The sequence below is a fragment of the Clostridium sp. HV4-5-A1G genome (assembly GCF_900184915.1).
Taxonomy (GTDB): Bacteria; Bacillota; Clostridia; order Clostridiales; family Clostridiaceae; genus Clostridium_B; species Clostridium_B aromativorans.
On the sequence record NZ_FXYI02000016.1, the window covers coordinates 1 to 18,446 of the forward strand.

Annotated in this window: 17 protein-coding genes, 3 tRNA genes, 1 riboswitch and 1 other annotated feature; of the genes, 19 read left to right on the forward strand and 1 reads right to left on the reverse strand. The window is 31.8% G+C overall.

Going from position 1 to position 18,446, the window contains the following annotated elements; translation table 11 throughout:
* The first annotated feature begins 55 nt into the window (after positions 1-55).
* From J5G60_RS03275 to J5G60_RS03365, 19 genes are all read left to right on the forward strand, one after another.
* A complete protein-coding gene (locus J5G60_RS03275) occupies positions 56-2,056 on the forward strand; it encodes a fructose-1,6-bisphosphatase (protein ID WP_150356915.1) in 2,001 nt (666 codons plus the stop codon).
* Between the two features lie 363 nt (positions 2,057-2,419).
* Positions 2,420-2,815 carry an HNH endonuclease gene (locus J5G60_RS03280; RefSeq protein ID WP_150356914.1) on the forward strand — a complete coding sequence of 132 codons (396 nt, stop codon included), beginning with the start codon at positions 2,420-2,422 and terminating at the stop codon, positions 2,813-2,815.
* A gap of 234 nt (positions 2,816-3,049) precedes the next feature.
* Entirely contained in the window at positions 3,050-3,229 is a 180-nt protein-coding gene (locus J5G60_RS03285) for a hypothetical protein (RefSeq protein ID WP_150356913.1), read from the forward strand.
* Positions 3,230-3,421: 192 nt separating this feature from the next.
* Positions 3,422-3,868, forward strand: coding sequence for a CBS domain-containing protein (locus tag J5G60_RS03290; protein WP_150356912.1), 447 nt, complete (start codon positions 3,422-3,424; stop codon positions 3,866-3,868).
* A gap of 68 nt (positions 3,869-3,936) precedes the next feature.
* Positions 3,937-4,181, forward strand: a binding site (T-box leader).
* A gap of 147 nt (positions 4,182-4,328) precedes the next feature.
* The gene (locus tag J5G60_RS03295) at positions 4,329-4,844 is read left to right on the forward strand and encodes a tryptophan transporter (protein ID WP_150356911.1); all 516 of its coding nucleotides are present in this window, start codon (positions 4,329-4,331) and stop codon (positions 4,842-4,844) included.
* 166 nt (positions 4,845-5,010) lie between these two features.
* On the forward strand, positions 5,011-5,208 hold the full coding sequence (locus tag J5G60_RS03300; protein WP_150356910.1) for an alpha/beta-type small acid-soluble spore protein: 198 nt from the start codon (positions 5,011-5,013) through the stop codon (positions 5,206-5,208).
* Between the two features lie 83 nt (positions 5,209-5,291).
* Positions 5,292-5,466: riboswitch (cobalamin riboswitch) on the forward strand.
* Positions 5,467-5,738: 272 nt separating this feature from the next.
* Positions 5,739-7,256 (forward strand): hypothetical protein, encoded by a 1,518-nt coding sequence (locus J5G60_RS03305; protein WP_150356909.1) that lies wholly within the window; start codon positions 5,739-5,741, stop codon positions 7,254-7,256.
* A gap of 146 nt (positions 7,257-7,402) precedes the next feature.
* Positions 7,403-7,993 carry an ECF transporter S component gene (locus tag J5G60_RS03310; RefSeq protein WP_150356908.1) on the forward strand — a complete coding sequence of 197 codons (591 nt, stop codon included), beginning with the start codon at positions 7,403-7,405 and terminating at the stop codon, positions 7,991-7,993.
* Positions 7,994-8,072: 79 nt separating this feature from the next.
* On the forward strand, positions 8,073-9,032 hold the full coding sequence (locus tag J5G60_RS03315) for a P1 family peptidase (RefSeq protein WP_150356907.1): 960 nt from the start codon (positions 8,073-8,075) through the stop codon (positions 9,030-9,032).
* A gap of 78 nt (positions 9,033-9,110) precedes the next feature.
* On the forward strand, positions 9,111-10,289 hold the full coding sequence (rpsA, locus tag J5G60_RS03320) for a 30S ribosomal protein S1 (RefSeq protein WP_150356906.1): 1,179 nt from the start codon (positions 9,111-9,113) through the stop codon (positions 10,287-10,289).
* Between the two features lie 189 nt (positions 10,290-10,478).
* Entirely contained in the window at positions 10,479-12,254 is a 1,776-nt protein-coding gene (locus J5G60_RS03325; protein ID WP_150356905.1) for an EAL domain-containing protein, read from the forward strand.
* Positions 12,255-12,449: 195 nt separating this feature from the next.
* Positions 12,450-12,524: transfer RNA gene (locus J5G60_RS03330), tRNA-Gln, on the forward strand.
* A gap of 2 nt (positions 12,525-12,526) precedes the next feature.
* Positions 12,527-12,602: transfer RNA gene (locus J5G60_RS03335), tRNA-Lys, on the forward strand.
* Between the two features lie 67 nt (positions 12,603-12,669).
* Positions 12,670-12,753 (forward strand) — tRNA-Leu (locus J5G60_RS03340).
* 152 nt (positions 12,754-12,905) lie between these two features.
* A complete protein-coding gene (locus tag J5G60_RS03345) occupies positions 12,906-14,243 on the forward strand; it encodes a hemolysin family protein (RefSeq protein ID WP_150356904.1) in 1,338 nt (445 codons plus the stop codon).
* 122 nt (positions 14,244-14,365) lie between these two features.
* On the forward strand, positions 14,366-15,550 hold the full coding sequence (locus J5G60_RS03350) for an SAM-dependent methyltransferase (protein ID WP_150356903.1): 1,185 nt from the start codon (positions 14,366-14,368) through the stop codon (positions 15,548-15,550).
* An 81-nt stretch (positions 15,551-15,631) separates the two neighbouring features.
* Positions 15,632-16,291 carry an HAD family hydrolase gene (locus tag J5G60_RS03355; protein ID WP_236035095.1) on the forward strand — a complete coding sequence of 220 codons (660 nt, stop codon included), beginning with the start codon at positions 15,632-15,634 and terminating at the stop codon, positions 16,289-16,291.
* Positions 16,292-16,387: 96 nt separating this feature from the next.
* On the forward strand, positions 16,388-16,993 hold the full coding sequence (locus J5G60_RS03360; protein ID WP_150356902.1) for an IDEAL domain-containing protein: 606 nt from the start codon (positions 16,388-16,390) through the stop codon (positions 16,991-16,993).
* Between the two features lie 110 nt (positions 16,994-17,103).
* Entirely contained in the window at positions 17,104-17,601 is a 498-nt protein-coding gene (locus J5G60_RS03365) for a hypothetical protein (protein ID WP_150356901.1), read from the forward strand.
* Here J5G60_RS03365 and J5G60_RS03370 read toward each other — a convergent pair.
* Positions 17,598-18,347, reverse strand: a complete 750-nt coding sequence (locus J5G60_RS03370; RefSeq protein ID WP_150356900.1) for a polysaccharide deacetylase family protein — start codon at positions 18,345-18,347, stop codon at positions 17,598-17,600. The two genes, J5G60_RS03365 and J5G60_RS03370, sit on opposite strands and share 4 nt — an antisense overlap.
* Between the last annotated feature and the right edge of the window lie 99 nt (positions 18,348-18,446).

An 18,446-nucleotide genomic window follows, 5' to 3' on the forward strand; every position in this document is an offset into this window, starting at 1 on the left:
ATATTATAGTATATCATTTTTATATCTATAATATTTTAAGAAGGAGAAAGTAAATATGATTTTCTATGATGAAAACAATTTAGATATAATAGAAAAAGATTTAAGATATCTTCAATTATTATCCAAAGAATATCCTACAATTTCCAGCGCAAGTACGGAAATTATAAACCTTGAAGCTATATTGAATTTGCCTAAAGCTACGGAACACTTTATAAGTGATATTCATGGAGAATATGAATCCTTTACCCACATGCTTAGAAATGCCTCTGGAGTAATAAAGAGAAAAATAGATGATGTATTCGGAAATTCGCTTAGTGAAAAACAAAAAGCGGCATTGGCTGCAGTAGTGTATTATCCGGAAAGGAAGTTAGAGCTCATCAAAGAAAAAGAGGTAAATCTTCAGGATTGGTATAGAGTGACCTTATACCAGCTCATTGAATTGTGCAAAAATGTATCTTCAAAATATACCCGCTCCAAAGTTAGGAAGGCTTTACCTGAGGATTTTTCATATATAATAGAGGAACTTCTTCATGAGCAGGAAGATAGAGTGGACAAACAAGCTTATTATAATGGTATAATAAAAACTATTATAGACATAGATCGCGCTCCTGAATTTATCATAGCAATATCCAATGTAATACAGAGGCTGGTAGTGGATAGACTTCATATTATAGGAGACATATATGACAGAGGACCTGGAGCTGAAATAATAATGGATGCCCTTATGGATAATCATTCCGTAGATATTCAATGGGGAAATCACGATATGCTCTGGATGGGAGCGGCTTCCGGCTGCAGATCCTGCGTGGCAAATGTACTCAGGATATCTCTTAGATATGCTAATCTAAAAACTGTAGAGGATGGTTATGGAATAAATTTGCTTCCACTTGCGACTTTTGCCCTGGAGTTTTATAATGATGATCCTTGTAAAAGTTTTATACCGAAAATATTGGACAAGAAGATAAATGAAAATGAATTACAGCTTTTGGCAAAGATGCACAAGGCTATTGCCATAATGCAGTTTAAGATAGAAGGTCAGATAATAAAGAGGCATCCTGAATTTAAGATGGAAGATAGATTGTTATTAGATAAGATAGACAGAAAAAAATGGGAAATAACTTTATATGGTCATACTTATAAATTAAATGACACTAGTTTTCCAACTGTTGATTGGAGTGATCCCTATAAGTTGACGGACAGGGAACAGGAAATCATTCAAAAGTTGACAGATTCTTTTGTAAACAGTGATAAGCTCCAGAGACATATTAAATTTTTATATGGAAAAGGCAGTATGTATCTGGTTTATAATTCCAATCTTCTCTATCATGGATGCGTTCCCCTCAATAAGGATGGAAGTCTTAGAGAAGTTAAAATAGGAAAAATAAGCTACAGGGGGAAAGAACTTCTGGACAGATATGATCGTATAGCCAGAGATGCCTATTTTTTCAAGCCCAACAGTCCTGCAAAAAGATATGCAATGGACATGATGTGGTACATGTGGTGTGGGGAGGATTCACCTATGTTTGGGAAAACCAGAATGACCACTTTTGAAAGATATTTTATTGATGATAAGGAGGCGCATTATGAGCCTAAAAATTATTACTACCAATACAGGGATAACGAACAGGTATGTAAGAATATACTGTCAGAATTCAATTTAGACCCGGATACTTCCCATATTATAAATGGTCATATTCCCGTAAAGACTAAGGAAGGAGAAAGCCCTATAAAGGCAAATGGACGGCTGCTTGTAATAGATGGCGGCTTCTGCAAAGCATATCAGCCTGAAACTGGAATTGCAGGATATACACTTATATATAATTCTTATGGATTACTGCTTACTTCTCATGAACCTTTTTCAGCTATAAAAAATGCCATAGAAGAAGACAAAGATATTATATCTTCTACTGTAATTTTGGAACATGTAGCTAAGAGAAAAAGGGTGGCAGATACGGATATAGGGAAAGAGCTGAAAAAGCAGATAGCTGATTTGGAAAAGCTTTTGATAGCCTATAGAAAGGGGCTTATTAAAGAATATAATAATCATATAGAGTAAATTATAGTAATTAATAGCTGCTTCATCAAAATTTGAATATTTTTGTGAAGTAGCTAAATTTAATTTATAATTTTTAAAGGAATTTCATTTTTAATGTAGAAACTCTATAAGTATTAGAGTATATGAAGAGGGGACTGAGTTAATGAATATTGATTTCGATAAGATAATATACTATTCTGCAGTGCCTATTTTTGTAGCATTATTTATTTTCCTTTTGGTGGTTTTTATTAAAAATTTAAAGAATAATAAAAAATAATTTAGTTAATTCACAAATTTTTATAAGTGTAATACAGCATAACCTGTGTTATAATGTTAATAGAAGTTATAATAAAAATCCATTATAAAAAACTGGGAGGGAAGAAATTGTTAAAATGCCAAATATGTGGTAGACCAGCGGATAGGCATCATATAGTTTATAAAAGTCAGGGGGGTGTGGATTTCCCTTTAAACTTTAAGTATTTATGTCCTGAGCATCATAGGGGAGATTATGGACCTCATAAGAATAGAAAATTGGATTTGAAATATAAGCTGGAGATGCAGCAAAAACTTAAAAACTTGCTTTACAAAGAGTTCTATACGTTGGATGAATTAATTGCTCTTCTTCAAATAAACAAGGGTATGTTGAAAAAACTTTTAAAGGATTGTAAATTGCACAAAGAAGGATATAGGAGTTTTGACGTAATATACAGGCTTATGGGAAGAAAGATATACACAGAATATATGATGGAAGAATATTATGATTTTATAGCGAATTTCTAATAACAGTTTTAAAATTGTATTTTAAATAATGGTAATATCAGTTATAATTAAAAAATAAACAGCAGGTTAATTTACTTTAATTTGCTGTTTAATATAAAAAATATTTACTGGACACTAATTTATAAATTATCTCTAAATAAGCACTTTATATTAACTTAAGTTTTACAAAATATAAAAGGGATAATAGATATAGTCACTTTCTAAAAAATTAAGTTAGATAAGGGGGTTATTGACATGAAAGAGAATATACTTATGTTGTTAACGCTGGAGGAAATAAGTAATATAACTAAGGGCTTGAAAATTGCAGTTGATGCTGTAAATGAGGACAATATAAAAATTGATGAAAAATTAGTGGATGATATAGAGGACGTACTTAGAAAATTACTTCAAGTAGAAGCTGAATGTTCAAAGTAACATTTTCTAAAATCCAAGGCTGTTAGGCCGATTATCATATAAAATCTATATGTTTTTATTTTAAATATTGACATTGATAATTGGCCTATTAATAGGGCTTGAATTTTTATGAACACTGAAGTTATCTAATTGAGTTACTATATTTAATTTTGAAATTGAGTATTAAATAAAGGCATTGAGGGGTAAAAACGTATGAATATAGCATTTTTTCTCACACCTAAGGCAGAAGTAGTTTATGAAACACCAAATTCGACTATGAGACAAGCGTTGGAGAGAATGGAGCTGTATAGGTATACAGCTATTCCTCTTATTGATGACAAGGGAAAATATGTGGGAACTCTTACAGAGGGTGATTTACTTTGGAAGCTTAAGAACACTCCTGATTTGAACTTTAAAAATACAAACAAAGTGCTCCTAAAGGAAATTTCAACCCGTATGAATAATAAATCGGTTAGAATCAATTCTGACATGAAGGATTTAATATCACTTGCTGTAAATCAAAATTTTGTGCCGGTAATAGATGATAAAAATGTATTTATAGGTATAATAAAGAGAAGTGATATAATAAATTACTGTTATAGAGAACTATTTGATAAAAATGACAATTCAATTATCAAAATAAAAAATAATCTGGGTTAAATCTTGGTTTGAAAAAATATGTGTTGACATTATGAAAAACAAGTGATATTATATTTTTAATTTAAATATTAAATCCTTTGACGAGGAAGAGTAACTATGTAGTTAAGTGACAGAGAGTTGGAAAAGGTGGAATCCCAATACTGAGTATGTAGTGAATGGACCTAAGAGGAGTAAATTGAAATCTACTCAAGGTAGAAAGTAGTGGTTAACGTCAGCCGTACGTTATAACGGATAGGATATGTTTGTATCTGAAAGAGAGGTGTTTTTAAATAAACACAATTTAGGTGGTACCGCGGATATCTCCGTCCTAGTTTTCTAGGATGGAGTTTTTTAATGGGAAAAATTTGAAAATTGGTGGTGTTTGTTATGCTTTGAAATGAATATATAAAAAATATATATAGATTACATCACTGTCTTAGAATTTAGTATTTAAAATTATAATTTTAGGAGTGTATCAATTATGAACTTAAAAAAAATGATTATAAATTCCATATTACTTGCAGTTGGTGCAGTACTGCATCAGATAGTGCCTCCAATTTTATTTGGTATGAAACCTGATATATCCCTTGCAATGCTTTTTATAATACTTATATTTAATAAAGATTACAAGACCTGCGTTTGTTCAGGTGTTATAGCGGGAATATTAGCAGCAGCAACTTCAACTTTTCCAGGAGGGCAATTTGCCAATGTAATTGATAAATTCATAACTATAAATGTGATGTTTGTCTTAATAAAGCCTTTTAGAGATAGAATAAGCAATCAGATAAATATAATACTGGCTACAGCAGTTGGAACGATAGTAAGCGGTACTACATTCTTAACGGTAGTTTTGTTTACGGTAGGACTTGGAGCTAGCTTTACAGCATTATTTTTAAGTGTAGTTTTGCCTGCAGCTGTTGTAAATACTGTAGTAGGTGCGGTCTTATTCAATATAATAAATGTGGCAGTGAAAAGGGGAGCAATTAAACAGGTATAATTTAAATAAAACCAAAATCACTGGAATTTTTAACAAGATTTCAGTGATTTTTTCATATTTGCTATTAATTTAATAGTTTATAAAACGTTAAATTACATAAACTCTAAATACACAATCAATAAAATACTTCAATAAAAAATCTATATGAAATAAGGAGGAATTCACTATGGCAAGAAATGGAAATAAATCTTTGATTCCAGAGGCAAAGGAAGGTCTCAATAGATTTAAAATGGAAGCAGCTAGAGAAGTAGGAGTAAGTCTAAAAAATGGATATAATGGAGATATTACATCCAGGGAGGCAGGATCCATCGGAGGACAGATGGTGAAGAAAATGATACAGGCTTATGAAGAAGGATTAAAGTAACTGTCATTTGCTCAATATGATTGGGAAAAGTGTAAAAAAAGTTGCTTGACGTATATAAATGGTAGGTATATAATGAATGCATAACTTAATAATAGGGTATATGGTTTAAATGATAATTAAAAGGGAATATGGTGAAATACCATTACAGCCCCCGCTACTGTATGAGGTGACAATTTTAATTTTTCACTGGATTGTTCCGGGAAGGAAAAAAGAGGATGAGCCGATAGTCAGGAGACCTGCCTGTACCTGTATGCATAAGAATCTTTCGGAGGGAAGGATTTATCAATTGTGATGCTGATGTTATTTTTAATAACAGAGCTTTGTAATATGGTAATTAGGGACTTCTTTCAGAAGTCCCTTTTTATATATGTTGGTGTTAACTTAAACATATCTAATCCCTTTAAAAATGCACTTATTGTGAATGAATAAGTGCATTTTTGTATTTTAAATATTTTAATATTAGGTTATAATATTGTAAAAATGATCATGAGGATCACTTGATTAATTAAAAAAAAGGAAGGATATGAATCATGCCTGAAAAATATTGGCCTGAAACCGTTATACTTTGGGGGGCTGGTGCGACTAAAAGTTTAGGACTTCATGCAACTAACGAGTTGATGAGGCTTGTTTTAAAAATTAGTAAAAAGGATTTTTCTTTCTTAAATGGGAAAGATGAAAAATTATCCAATGCTTTTAAAAAACTAATTGTAGAAGATTTAATTAAAGACACTAAAATATCAAAGATATATGATTTAAAAGCCCTTGAAGCTATAATAAGTACTAATGACAAACTTAATATGCATGAGCTTTTTACCATGCTCGATCAGCTTATTGACAATAATATGGGATTTAATGCTTTTCTTCATGGGAAAACACAATTTTTGAGAGCGGAAAGAGTTCAGGCAGCCAAAAGATGTCTTATTTTGATTATTGAAGAATTGGAGAGATTTAGCATACAAAATACTCCTGGTTATACGGATAGAGAAAAAATGGAACCTTATTATCAATTTGCAAAGATACTTACAGAACTTATGATAGAAGAGGCTCAGGAATTTGAGAACAGAGGCTATAGAAGGGATACCAGACGTTTTTACCTTTATTCCTATGCTATAATATCTTTTAATTGGGATCCTATAATTCTTTGGAATCTGTTTAATGCCCATAAAGAGAAAAATCAAAATCCAGTTAAACTAAAAGATGGTTTAAAATTGCAACTGTATGATGATTTTGGGACTCAAATTTCTTCTGCTCAATTGGATGGCAATGAATCCGGTATATGGTATGTTACAGATGAACCTCAGTGCAAAGGTATAAATGATTATAATTATCCTTCCAGGATAATAAGAATAGGAAAAATATTGTTTCCACATGGTATGTTTGGATCCAGAATTTGCCCTGAATGTGGAAAATCAATAATTAGTTTTGCGAAGAAATGGAATAGATTGTCTACAGAAATTTTTGGCCCATCTATTCTAAAACCATTGCAGAAAAATTGGAGATATACTACGCAAAAAGAGAAAATATATAAGAGAGGAGCCATAGAATGTCCCTATTGTGGGCAGATAACTTACCCCTATGATATGACTCTCATAATACAGAGCCTTTCCAAGAAAAGAAGTGTGCCAACACTAGAAGAGCTTAAAACTGAAATGGGGCTTCTTATGAAAAATGCAAAGCATATAGTTTTTGCAGGTTATAGTCTGCCGTTAGATGATATTATGGTCAAAACTTTTTTTATGTCCTCTATATCTGGAAATGATAAAAATAAATTGAAATGCACTGTAATAAATTACGATGAGGAGTACAGAGAATCAGGTTGGTTAAGTGGAAATAATATATTGGAATATGTAAAAAAATCGAAGAATAATTCTGCAGCTGAATGTATAGAAAATATATGTGATATATTTCCGCTGGAAAACATAAGGGTAAATTTGAGTGGAATACCTGATGTATTTATGGAAGATGGGAAATGCAGTAAAAAAAAGGTAATGGATTTATTGTATCCTGAAGAATATTTTAAAGAAGGATTCCCAATATACAGGGACTAAAAGACATTGTGTTTTTTTTAACTAATTTATTGTATTTTTTGTTAAAAGTGATAAAATAAAGTCGTCAGTATTTATTAAAAAACTGAACTAAATTTTATAAAGGAGGTTCCGTGTTATATCGTAATGAATAACAACGGAGAAGGTTTATGGAAAGACAAGTTAAAGGATGGTCAAAGCTCAGTGTTAGGCAGATTACTGTAATTGGCATGCTGTCTGCAATTTCTATTGTACTTGGTGTAACGGGATTGGGTTTTATACCTATTCCGCCGGTGAAAGCTACTATAATGCATGTTCCTGTTATAATAGGTGCTATTTTGGAAGGACCATTGGTAGGCGCTATGGTGGGGCTTATTTTTGGTATATTCAGTGTAATTCAATCTATAACTACACCTACTCCTGTTTCTTTTGTGTTTATGAATCCATTGGTATCGGTTCTACCAAGAATACTGATAGGATTAGGGAGTTATTATGTGTTTAGGGCTATAAAGATGAAAAACAGGTTTTTGCCTGTGGGAATAGCTGCTGCTGCTGGCTCACTTATAAACACTGCAGGTGTGCTGGGAATGATATATCTTATATACTTAGGGCCCTATTCAAAGGCATTGAATATAAGTTTAAGTGCGGCTAAAAAGGGGATATTGGCGGTAGCTTTTACAAACGGAATACCTGAAATGATTTTATCTGTACTTATTGCAGTATCCGTTGTTACTGCTGTTACTAAAATAAGACATAAATAAGTTTATTTTTTAATCAAATGAGATATGAAATTAACCCTGAGCTTTTGCTGGCTTGGGGTTTTATAGTGTGGAGGTAGATATGAAAAAAATTTTATTCAATAGTATAGATGAAATAAGAATAGGAAATGCTGAAAATTTAGAGGGACCTACAGGATGTACTGTAGTTATATGTGAAAAGGGTGCATCTGCTGGAGTGGACGTAAGAGGAGGATCTCCAGGTACACGTGAGACGGATCTTTTAAATCCTGTTAACTTAGTAGATAGAATACATGCAGTGGTTCTCGCAGGAGGAAGTGCTTTTGGATTGGATGCAGCAGGTGGTGTAATGCAGTATTTGGAGGAGAGAGATATTGGATTTGACGTAAATGTTACAAAAGTACCTATAGTATGTGAGGCTGTACTATTTGATCTCGATATAGGTGATTGCAAAATAAGACCTGATAAATCCATGGGATATAAGGCCTGTATAAATTCTGAATTTAATTTATGTAAAAATGGAAATATAGGTGCAGGAGCTGGAGCAACTGTAGGTAAAATACTGGGAGATGAATATGCAATGAAAGGGGGACTTGGGTCTTATGCTCTTCAAGTGGGAGAGCTTAAAGTTGGCGCGATAGTTGCAGTGAATTGTCTTGGAGATGTGATAGATAGTAAAAGTGGGAATATAATAGCAGGCGCATTGAGAAAGGACGGAAAATCTTTCGCAGGTACCGAAAATATAATGATGAAAATGTATTCCCAGAAAAAAAATCTGTTTAGTGGGAATACCACTATTGGTGTGGTAGTAACCAATGGAAGCTTTACAAAATCTGAAATGAACAAGATGGCATCCATGGCCCAGGATGGATATGGAAGAGCAATAAGACCTGCCCATTCCATGTTTGATGGAGATACTATATTTACCATGGCTACTGGAAAGGTAAAGTCGGATTTGAGTGTGGCTGGATTCTTAGCTGCTGAGGTGGTAGAAAAGGCCATTGTAAAAGCAGTGGAGAGTGCAGATCCAATTTTGGGATATAGAAGTTATAAGGATATTTAAATTATTACCTTAGGGCCATTATTTGTGATAAAATATAACTGTTGGCTGTAAGTATAAATGAAAAGGAGAGATATTTTAATGGCGTGTGACAAGGAAGTAAATTCAATGGATGAAGTTATCGATCAAATTGATTCAACTATGGGAAATGTAAAAAACGGAGAGATAGTAAAGGGAAAAGTGATTTCCGTAAATGATAAAGAGGCTGTAATAAGTATTGGATATATGGTGGATGGAATACTGCCTAAAAATGAAATATGCAGTGAAGAAAATATAAATATGGAAGAACTTTTAAAAGTTGGAGATGAAATATACGTATATATAATGAGTTTAAATAATGGAGAAGATGGATTGCTGCTTTCGAAGATAAAGGCTGATGAAATAAGAAATTGGAATAAGGTTGAAGATTCGTTTAAAAGGGGAGAAGCCTTTGATGTAATTGTAAAGAAAGTGGTAAAAGGGGGAGTATTGGCAGAATTATATGGCTTTAGAGCTTTTATACCGGCATCTCAGCTGTCAGTAAAGTATGTAGACAATCTGAACGATTTTCTAAATAGGACATTAGCCGTAAAGGTGATTGAACTGGATAAAAACAAGCATAAGATAGTGCTGTCAAGGAAGGAAGTTGAGCAGTTAGAACTTGAAAAAAAAGCGGATCAGTTATGGAACAATATACATAAAGGTGATAAAATAGAGGGAATCGTAAGCAGGATTACGGGGTTTGGAGCATTTGTTGATTTAGGCGGTGTAGAGGGATTAGTTCATATATCACAACTTTCCTGGAAGAGGATAAAAAACCCTGCGGAAGTAGTATCAGTGGGGGAACGTGTTAAAGTCTGTGTAATGGATACTGACAGAGAAAGAAATAGAATTTCACTTTCTATGAAGGCCATGGGAAATAGTCCCTGGGATAAAGTAAATGAAAGATATAAAATAGATGACATAGTTAAGGGAACTATAACTAAAATTATAAATATAGGTGTTTTTGTGGAAATTGAAGATGGATTGGAAGGGTTTGTACATATATCTGAGATATCTCAGGATCATATTGTAAAACCTTCGGATGTTTTAAATATAGGAGATGAAGTACAGGTTAAAATACTCAACATAGATGCAGATGCCAATAGAATGTCACTTAGTATAAAAGAAGCTGTAGATAGTCCTAAGGAGAATTTTAAAAAGTATTTAAATGATTCTGGTGATAAAATTACATTGGGAGATCTGTTTAAGGATAAATTGAAAAATATGAAATTTGATTAAAAGATAATCCATAATTTGCAAAATAATCATATGCACTTTTTGTAAAACATATAATAGATATGGGGTATTTAAAATAAAATAAGCTTTCTACAGGATAAATTAGTTAAATTGTTGCATATAGCATATATGATAACACAGTTGCAGTATTTATTGAAATAGGATTTACAGGTAAGAAAAGATGTAGTATAGATGAAAGTTGGTGTTAATATGGGAGATGGATTACCGAATATAATAAACATGAATGAACTTGAAAATTTAATGGAAAGTTTTTTTTCTATAACAGGAATATCATGTTTAGTAAAATATACTAATGGAGACATGTTTAATGTCCCCTTTAAGTCTCATTTATATCCTAACCCAGAATTTGTGACATATGAGGAGCGTATACTTTCTCGGATTAATGGGCGAAATAAGATAGGTGTTTATAAACATAAAAATGGCTTGATTTATATAGGTATACCTATAATTGTAAATAAAAAACATATTGCAACAATTTTTTTAAATCCAATATTTTTTAAAGAAGATTGCAACAAAAGTGATTATGTAGGAAAGTTAAGTAAAATTGAATTAATAAATAATAAGTATTCTATTGTCTCAAAGAAAAATATAAAAAAAATTATCAATTTTTTTTACAATGAATTTATGGTATTAACTAAACTGGAGTTTAAATATAAAAAGGTGGAGAAAATAGCTTATTATGATAGGCTAACTGAACTATATAATTTCAATTATTTTATGAAAAAAATTGAAAAGCAAATTAAAATGTATTCACAAAGTAGTTTTTCAATATTTCAAATTGAATTAAATAATTTTAAAAGTATAAATGATATTTTTGGATACGAATACGGCGATAAATTGTTAAAAAGAATAGGAAACACCTTAAAAAAATTGGACATTGGAATAGTTTCAAGGATGGGTGGAGATGGATTTTTACTCTTAAAGCAAAAAATAGATGGTGGAATAGAATTAAAAGATTTGGCTCAACATATAGTTGATACTATTAGTGGACTGTGGAGTTTTGATGGAAATGAAGTCCTGGTATCAGTTAATATAGGCATAACGATTTTCCCCAGAGATGGAGGAGAAGCTGCGAAGTTGATTAGAAATGTTGATATAGCATTAAATAGAGCTAAATTAATAGGTAAAAATACATATATATTATTTGAAAAATATATGTATGATGAGATCTTAAGGAAAACGGAATTGGAAAGAGGGTTGAGAAAGGCAATAAAAGATAATGAATTTATACTGTATTATCAACCCCAAGTTGATATGAGAACTAGAAGGGTAGTTGGATTTGAGGCCCTAATTAGGTGGAACAGTTCTAAGTTTGGCTGGATAATGCCTATGGAATTTATAAGCCTTGCAGAAGAGACAGGACTTATAGTACCTATAGGCGAGTGGGTCCTTAAAACTGCGTGCAGACAAAATAAGTTGTGGAAAAACAGGGGGTATTCCTATGATTTCATATCCATAAATGTTTCTACAATACAACTTAAAAATGATAATTTTATCAATACAGTTAGAAATGTTTTAGAAGAAACAGGCTTAAAACCTGAATATTTGGAAATAGAAATAACAGAAAGTGTCATGATGGAGTCCTTTGATTGGAGTTTAAGAGTGATAACTGAACTTAAAAATATGGGAGTTAGAGTAGCACTAGATGATTTTGGAAGTGGATATTCTTCTTTAAACTATTTAAAGAGCATTCCCATAAATACTCTTAAAATTGACAAAACTTTTATAGATGGTATATGCAAGGGAGCTTATGAAAACATTATAACTGGAGAGATAATAAAACTTGCCCATAAGATGAAGTTAGAAGTGGTAGCAGAGGGTGTGGAGATGGAAGAACAGATTCGATATCTAGAGGAGGAAAATTGTAATAAAATTCAAGGATATTATTTTGGCAAGCCAATGCCGCCGGAATGTATAAATATGTTTTTAGAAAAAAGGGAAAGTTAATATGTAATAAGATAACTTGTTTACATATTCTGATAATAAGCTGGCTTACTTGCCTAAATTGGCACGGTAAAGGCTATTGACATTCCAAAAATTGTGCTTTATAATTTAATTTACAGTTACAAAAAATTCTAATTTAAATACGGAATTATTTTATAGATGTTTTATTTATTTTGTTGTAAATATAAGTTTAATTATTGGGGTGTAGCCAAGTGGTAAGGCAGTGGACTTTGACTCCATCATTCGTAGGTTCAAATCCTGCCATCCCAGCCAGAGGTTTACTAGCTCAGTTGGTAGAGCACATGACTTTTAATCATGGTGTCCGGGGTTCGATTCCCCGGTAAGCCACCATTGAACTGAGATTATAAATTGTGAGGGTAAGATTAATATGATAAAATCCTAGTATTTATTTTTATATGCAGGTGTGGCGGAATTGGCAGACGCACTAGACTTAGGATCTAGCGCCTATGGCGTGGGGGTTCAAATCCCTTCACCTGCACCAATTATTTACAATAAAATTCGTTTTATAATGATAAGAATGGTTACAAGGTTATAATATTTAGCATAGTGAGGAATTTTATTGCAGGAATTAGACTTATCATCTAATTCCTATTTATTATCTTAGGAAATAAATGAAAGGATGTTTGATTTAGCATGGACGTTACCTGGCAGAGTATAGTATTCGAACTTATGTTGATATTAATACTCACGGTGATTAATGCATTTTTTTCAGCCATAGAAATGGCTATAGTTGCTTTAAATAGGAGCAGGATAAACTATTTAGCAGAACAGGGGGACGAAAAGGCAGAAATAATACTGAAATTATTAAAGGAACCTAATAATTTCTTAGCTACTATACAGGTGGGAATAACTCTTGCTGGTTTTTTTGCCAGTGCATTTGCAGCTACCACACTGTCGACAAAATTTGCATTTTTTTTAGATGAAATGGGTGTACCCTACAGTGATAAGGTATCTGTAATTGTGATTACACTACTGCTGTCATATATAACTCTTGTTTTTGGAGAATTACTTCCCAAGAGAATTGCACTTCAAAATTCAGAGGCCATGTCAATGGCTTTCGTAAAGCCTATTTTGTTTATAAGTAAATTGATGCTGCCATTTGTGAAATTGTTATCGGGTTCTACTGCCATTCTTATGAAATTGTTTAATGTAAGTACAGAGGATATTGAGAATAGGGTATCTGAAGAGGAAATCAGATCTATGCTTGAAGAGGGTCAGGAAACAGGTGTATTTAATCAGTCTGAAAAGGAAATGATAGAGGGAGTATTTAAATTTGATGATAAGCTGGCAAAGGAAGTTATGACTCCTAGAACAGAAGTATTCGTCATAGACATGGATGATTTGAATTCATGTACTGTGGAGAGTATAATTGAAGAAAAATATTCCAGAATACCTGTATATAAAGATGATATAGACAATATAGTGGGTATACTTTATATCAAGGATTTATTTGCTCAATTGATGAAAACTCCGGTGAGTAATATAGATATAAAATCGATGCTTAGAGCACCTTATTTCGTACCTGAAAATAAAAATATAGATGTACTTTTTAAAGAACTTCAGGGGACCAAAAACCATATGGCTATTTTGATTGATGAGTATGGAGGGTTTTCAGGAATTGTAACCATAGAGGATTTGATTGAAGAGGTAATGGGAAATATATTTGATGAGTATGACGATAATGAACAGTATATAAATAAAATTGATCAGAACACTTATCTTGTAAGTGGACTATTGTCTATAGATGAAGTTAACGAATTTTTAGATTTGGACTTAAAATCGGAAAATTCGGATACAATAGGAGGATTTGTAATGGATCTTTTGGGAAGTATTCCAAAAGAAGGAGAGGAAAATACTGTGGAGTATGGAGATGTGATTTTTAAAGTGGAAAAAGTAGACGAAAAGAGAATAGAAAATTTAAAAATATATACTCCTAAAAAATTAAACCCTCAACTTGAGGAGTCAAGTTAATATTTAAAGTCTGTATCAGACTAGTAATATATGTTTTCTGGAAAATTTGGCAGAAGCTCTTTTAATAAGAGGATCTGCCTGTTTATATATAGGTTATGTATAAGAAAAGAGGTAGTAGTAATATGAATTTAGACAAAATGTTTTTTGGAGAGTTTTTGAAAAAGATATTTTCAGACACTGTTCAGGTTAAGTACTGGGATGGTACGGAAGAGAAGTATGGAGAGGGAGAAGCCAAATTTAAAATATTCATAAATAAAGATATATCTAAAAAAGATGTTATTAGGGATCCTTTTCTCACTTTAGGGGAAGCCTATATGGACAATGTATTGGATTTTGAGGGAAATATTAGAGAAATTATAGAATCGGTGTATAAAAACAAGGAAAGTTTTTTAAATAAAGCTGATATGTTTTCAAAATTGTATAAGGTTCTTCCCAATACTTTAAAGAAAAGCAAGACAGATGTACAGTACCATTATGATTTGGGAAATGATTTCTACAGTCTATGGCTGGATAAAACAATGACATATTCCTGTGCCTATTTTAAAAATGAAAATGATTCTATCTATCAAGCTCAGATAAATAAAGTCAATTATATACTAAAAAAACTCAATCTAAAAGAAGGTCAAAGGCTTTTGGACATAGGCTGCGGTTGGGGAGAACTTGTAATTGAAGCTGCAAAAAAATATGGCGTAAACGCAGTTGGAGTAACTTTAAGTCAGGAACAGTTTAAGAAAGCTTCTGAAAGAGTTGTAGATAATAATCTAGAGGGAAAAGTTGAAATAAAATTAATGGATTATAGAGAACTTGTGGGTAAGACAGATAAATTTGACAGAATAGTAAGTGTGGGAATGATAGAACATTCAGGAAGGAAAAATTTACCTGTTTATATGCAAGATATTAGAGACATGTTAAATGAAGGCGGAGTATCTCTCCTTCATTGTATTACTGCACAGACAGAAGGAGAGGCAAATCAGTGGATAAAAAAATACATATTTCCAGGGGGATATATTCCATCCATAAGGGAGCTGGTGAGCTTGATGGCAGACAATGATCTTCATCTTGTAGATGCAGAGAGTTTAAGACTGCACTATTATAAGACGTTAAAGTGTTGGGCCGAAAATTTTGAAAATAACTTGGATGAGATAAGAAAGATTAAAGATGATAGATTTATTAGAATGTGGAGACTTTATTTAAATGCTTGTGCGGCGTCATTTCATTATGGAGTAGTAGATATACATCAATTTTTATTTACCAAGGGCCTTAATAATGAATTGCCTATGACTAGAGATTACCTGTATGAAGATTAAATATAATGTAAAAATCAGAGCTGCGTATGCTCTGATTTTTTAAACATGAATTTACCATGATATAAGAGGGAGGCTGGTGTATTGCTCATAGATGCAGTTATTTTTGATATGGATGGGGTCATCATAGATAGTGAGCCGCTACATAGAAAACTAGATGATGATCTATTAGCTGAATATGGTATAAAAATAAGCAAAGAAGAACAGCTTGGTTTTATAGGAGTTACAACTGGTTACAAATGGAATATAATTAAAAAGAAGTATAAATTATCTGATTCTCTGGAGGAATTGATAAGAAAGGATAGAGAATTGTATTTAGCTAACCTGAAAGAAAACAAAGACATAAAACCCATAAAAGGTGTAGATGAACTCATAAAATTTCTCTATGAAAAAAACTTGAAGTTGGCAGTGGCATCTTCATCTCCCAAAAATGTTATAGAAAATGTTATTGAAAGGTTTAAGCTGGAAAAATATTTTTCTAAATTTGTGACAGGTGATGATGTTAAAAACAGTAAGCCCTCTCCAGATATATTTTTAAAAGCAGCAGAACTTCTAAAGGTAGAGCCAAAGCGCTGTATGGTTATAGAGGATTCTAAAAATGGAGTGGAAGCTTCGAAAAATGCTGGAATGTATTGTGTGGCCTTTAAAAATTTAAATTCAGGAAATCAAGAATTGACAAGAGCGGATTTTATATCGGATTCCTTTAATTACATACTAAAAGAATTTAGAAGAAATATTTTTTAAACTTTTTTAATATTGTGTATAAACGCAAAAAATTACTTTTTTCGTTTATAATAGTGGAATAATGTAAAAAGGAGATATAATAAGGGAGATATAATCATGAATATAAGCAATTTTACTGTTTCCAGCGATAAAAATAAGCAATTTCTATATGGAGTAAAACTTATCCCTAGTTTGGCAATGGACAGATTTGTAGATGCTATTTTAATTTCTGCTGTGGAAAACGACAGGGGATATAATGAATATGAAATTTCCTTCAAGAGAAGATGCGGGATTAAAACCATTGTAAATAATTTTAAATTTAATAGAAAAAATTTTATGGCATATATAAAATTTTTAACATCTTTTAAAAGTCTAGATATAAAGTATAGAAAATTTGTTGTTGAAGAATTTGGGGAAATAGAGCTGGTCTCTCTCAATAGAAGAATGATAAAAATATCTTCAAAAAATAATTGCAATAAATTGTTTTTTGTAATTTCTAGAAAAGAGCTGGCCTCTTATATAAACATATTGAAAAGTGTGTATTTAACTCAAATAAATAATTCTTTTATATATTATGATAATTATATTGTTGATCCCCTAAGTAAGCGGGAGAGGGATGAGTTCTATAGAGAAATTTTATTGACCTTAATAGACGGAGCATTGGATGCAAGAAACAAAGGGCTTTTTAGCTATATTTGCAATGAGCTGAAAATATTGAAATAGCCTTGGTAATTTTATACTGGAGATTTATCATCCCCAGTGTAAAGTTGTGATATTATATAATTATGTGTATTAGTAAAATTAAAATATGGAAGTTAGGAGAAGTTGATATTTTGAGTAAGGGGCATAGGAAAGTATATATTATAATTTCAATAATTTTATTTGCTGTGATATGCTTTGGAATTTATAGATATAGAATAGCTAAATATAACAATGGCAAAAAAAATAAAACAGATGTGACAAATGTTGATAAAAAAACAGGACAAAAATCGAAGAGTAAAGAAAATGGGAAAAAGTACGAGAAAAGTACTTCTACTGATACTGAAAACGCCGTAAAGAGTGAAGCTGGTGTTTCTGATGGTTCACAGAAAAATATTACAGTAGAACAAGCGGTGAAAACAGCTTCGGAGTGTTATGGAGATAAAAATAAAAATACTAAATTTGTGTTTGATCATGAGACCGTAAGAGATAATATACACTATTATGTCATACAAGTTTTTGACAGCATGGAGGATCATTCTGCCACCAGCGGTTGGTATTATATAAATAAAAAAAATGGCAAGGCATATGAATGGGACCTAAATGAGGATAAACTTATTCCTGTAAATTAGTTATATTCTGACACTCTAAAATGGTATTCGGGGGTGTTTCTTGTGATAGTTTTAAATTCATATCCTAAATTTATGTAATAGTCAATTATTTTTGGCAGTACCTTACAAGTGTTTTTATTCTGGCTGTCACAGTGTGCAAGCAAGAATATTTTATTGGGATTGATACATTTTTCTGTGCCCTCACTATATAGTTTTTGAACGGGTGTCCTGTAATCTATGCCATCTGATAGACATAGGTTCCAATCATATATTTTATATCCACAGGAATGTAATTTCTCTAAAAGATATTCATCCAGATGCCCTTTGCTTCCAGTTGGGAATCTTATTATTTTTGGTGCAAATCCTAAGATGTTTTTTACCTCTTTACCTGTTTTATTCATTTCATTTAAAAAAGAATCAGGGCTCGAATATATTTTACTGTACTTATGTGTATAGGTATGAAGTCCTATGCTGTGCCCTTCATTGTATATTCTTCTCAATATTTTTTCATGACCGTTTATTTTATATCCTATTACAAAAAAAGTTGCTTTTACATTTTTTTCTTGTAAAATATTCAGTATTTTACTGGTAACCTCTGTGCTGGGACCATCGTCGAAAGTGAGGTATATTGTCTTGCCGGCGGGCAATGTGTTCGATTTACCTCTTATGGAAGGTGAATCTTCTGAAAAGGATTTTACAGGAGTTATACAGTTTAATAATACATATAAGGTACATAGTATGACTAACAGAAAGTGCTTGATTTTCATTTTGAATCCTCCTATTTTATTTCTTTGGTTAGTATGTGCTCTTATTATTTTTTTATAAGTGTGATAATATATGTTATATTGGTTTTATTATATTTTAAT

Bases quoted from the DNA above. Each gene is read 5' to 3' on its own strand.
- J5G60_RS03275 (WP_150356915.1), top strand. From the start codon at position 56: ATGATTTTCTATGATGAAAACAATTTAGATATAATAGAAAAAGATTTA.
- J5G60_RS03285 (WP_150356913.1), top strand. From the start codon at position 3,050: ATGAAAGAGAATATACTTATGTTGTTAACGCTGGAGGAAATAAGTAAT.
- J5G60_RS03290 (WP_150356912.1), top strand. From the start codon at position 3,422: ATGAATATAGCATTTTTTCTCACACCTAAGGCAGAAGTAGTTTATGAA.
- J5G60_RS03295 (WP_150356911.1), top strand. From the start codon at position 4,329: ATGAACTTAAAAAAAATGATTATAAATTCCATATTACTTGCAGTTGGT.
- J5G60_RS03300 (WP_150356910.1), top strand. From the start codon at position 5,011: ATGGCAAGAAATGGAAATAAATCTTTGATTCCAGAGGCAAAGGAAGGT.
- J5G60_RS03305 (WP_150356909.1), top strand. From the start codon at position 5,739: ATGCCTGAAAAATATTGGCCTGAAACCGTTATACTTTGGGGGGCTGGT.
- J5G60_RS03310 (WP_150356908.1), top strand. From the start codon at position 7,403: ATGGAAAGACAAGTTAAAGGATGGTCAAAGCTCAGTGTTAGGCAGATT.
- J5G60_RS03315 (WP_150356907.1), top strand. From the start codon at position 8,073: ATGAAAAAAATTTTATTCAATAGTATAGATGAAATAAGAATAGGAAAT.
- rpsA (WP_150356906.1), top strand. From the start codon at position 9,111: ATGGCGTGTGACAAGGAAGTAAATTCAATGGATGAAGTTATCGATCAA.
- J5G60_RS03325 (WP_150356905.1), top strand. From the start codon at position 10,479: ATGAAAGTTGGTGTTAATATGGGAGATGGATTACCGAATATAATAAAC.
- J5G60_RS03345 (WP_150356904.1), top strand. From the start codon at position 12,906: ATGGACGTTACCTGGCAGAGTATAGTATTCGAACTTATGTTGATATTA.
- J5G60_RS03350 (WP_150356903.1), top strand. From the start codon at position 14,366: ATGAATTTAGACAAAATGTTTTTTGGAGAGTTTTTGAAAAAGATATTT.
- J5G60_RS03360 (WP_150356902.1), top strand. From the start codon at position 16,388: ATGAATATAAGCAATTTTACTGTTTCCAGCGATAAAAATAAGCAATTT.
- J5G60_RS03370 (WP_150356900.1), bottom strand. From the start codon at position 18,347: ATGAAAATCAAGCACTTTCTGTTAGTCATACTATGTACCTTATATGTA.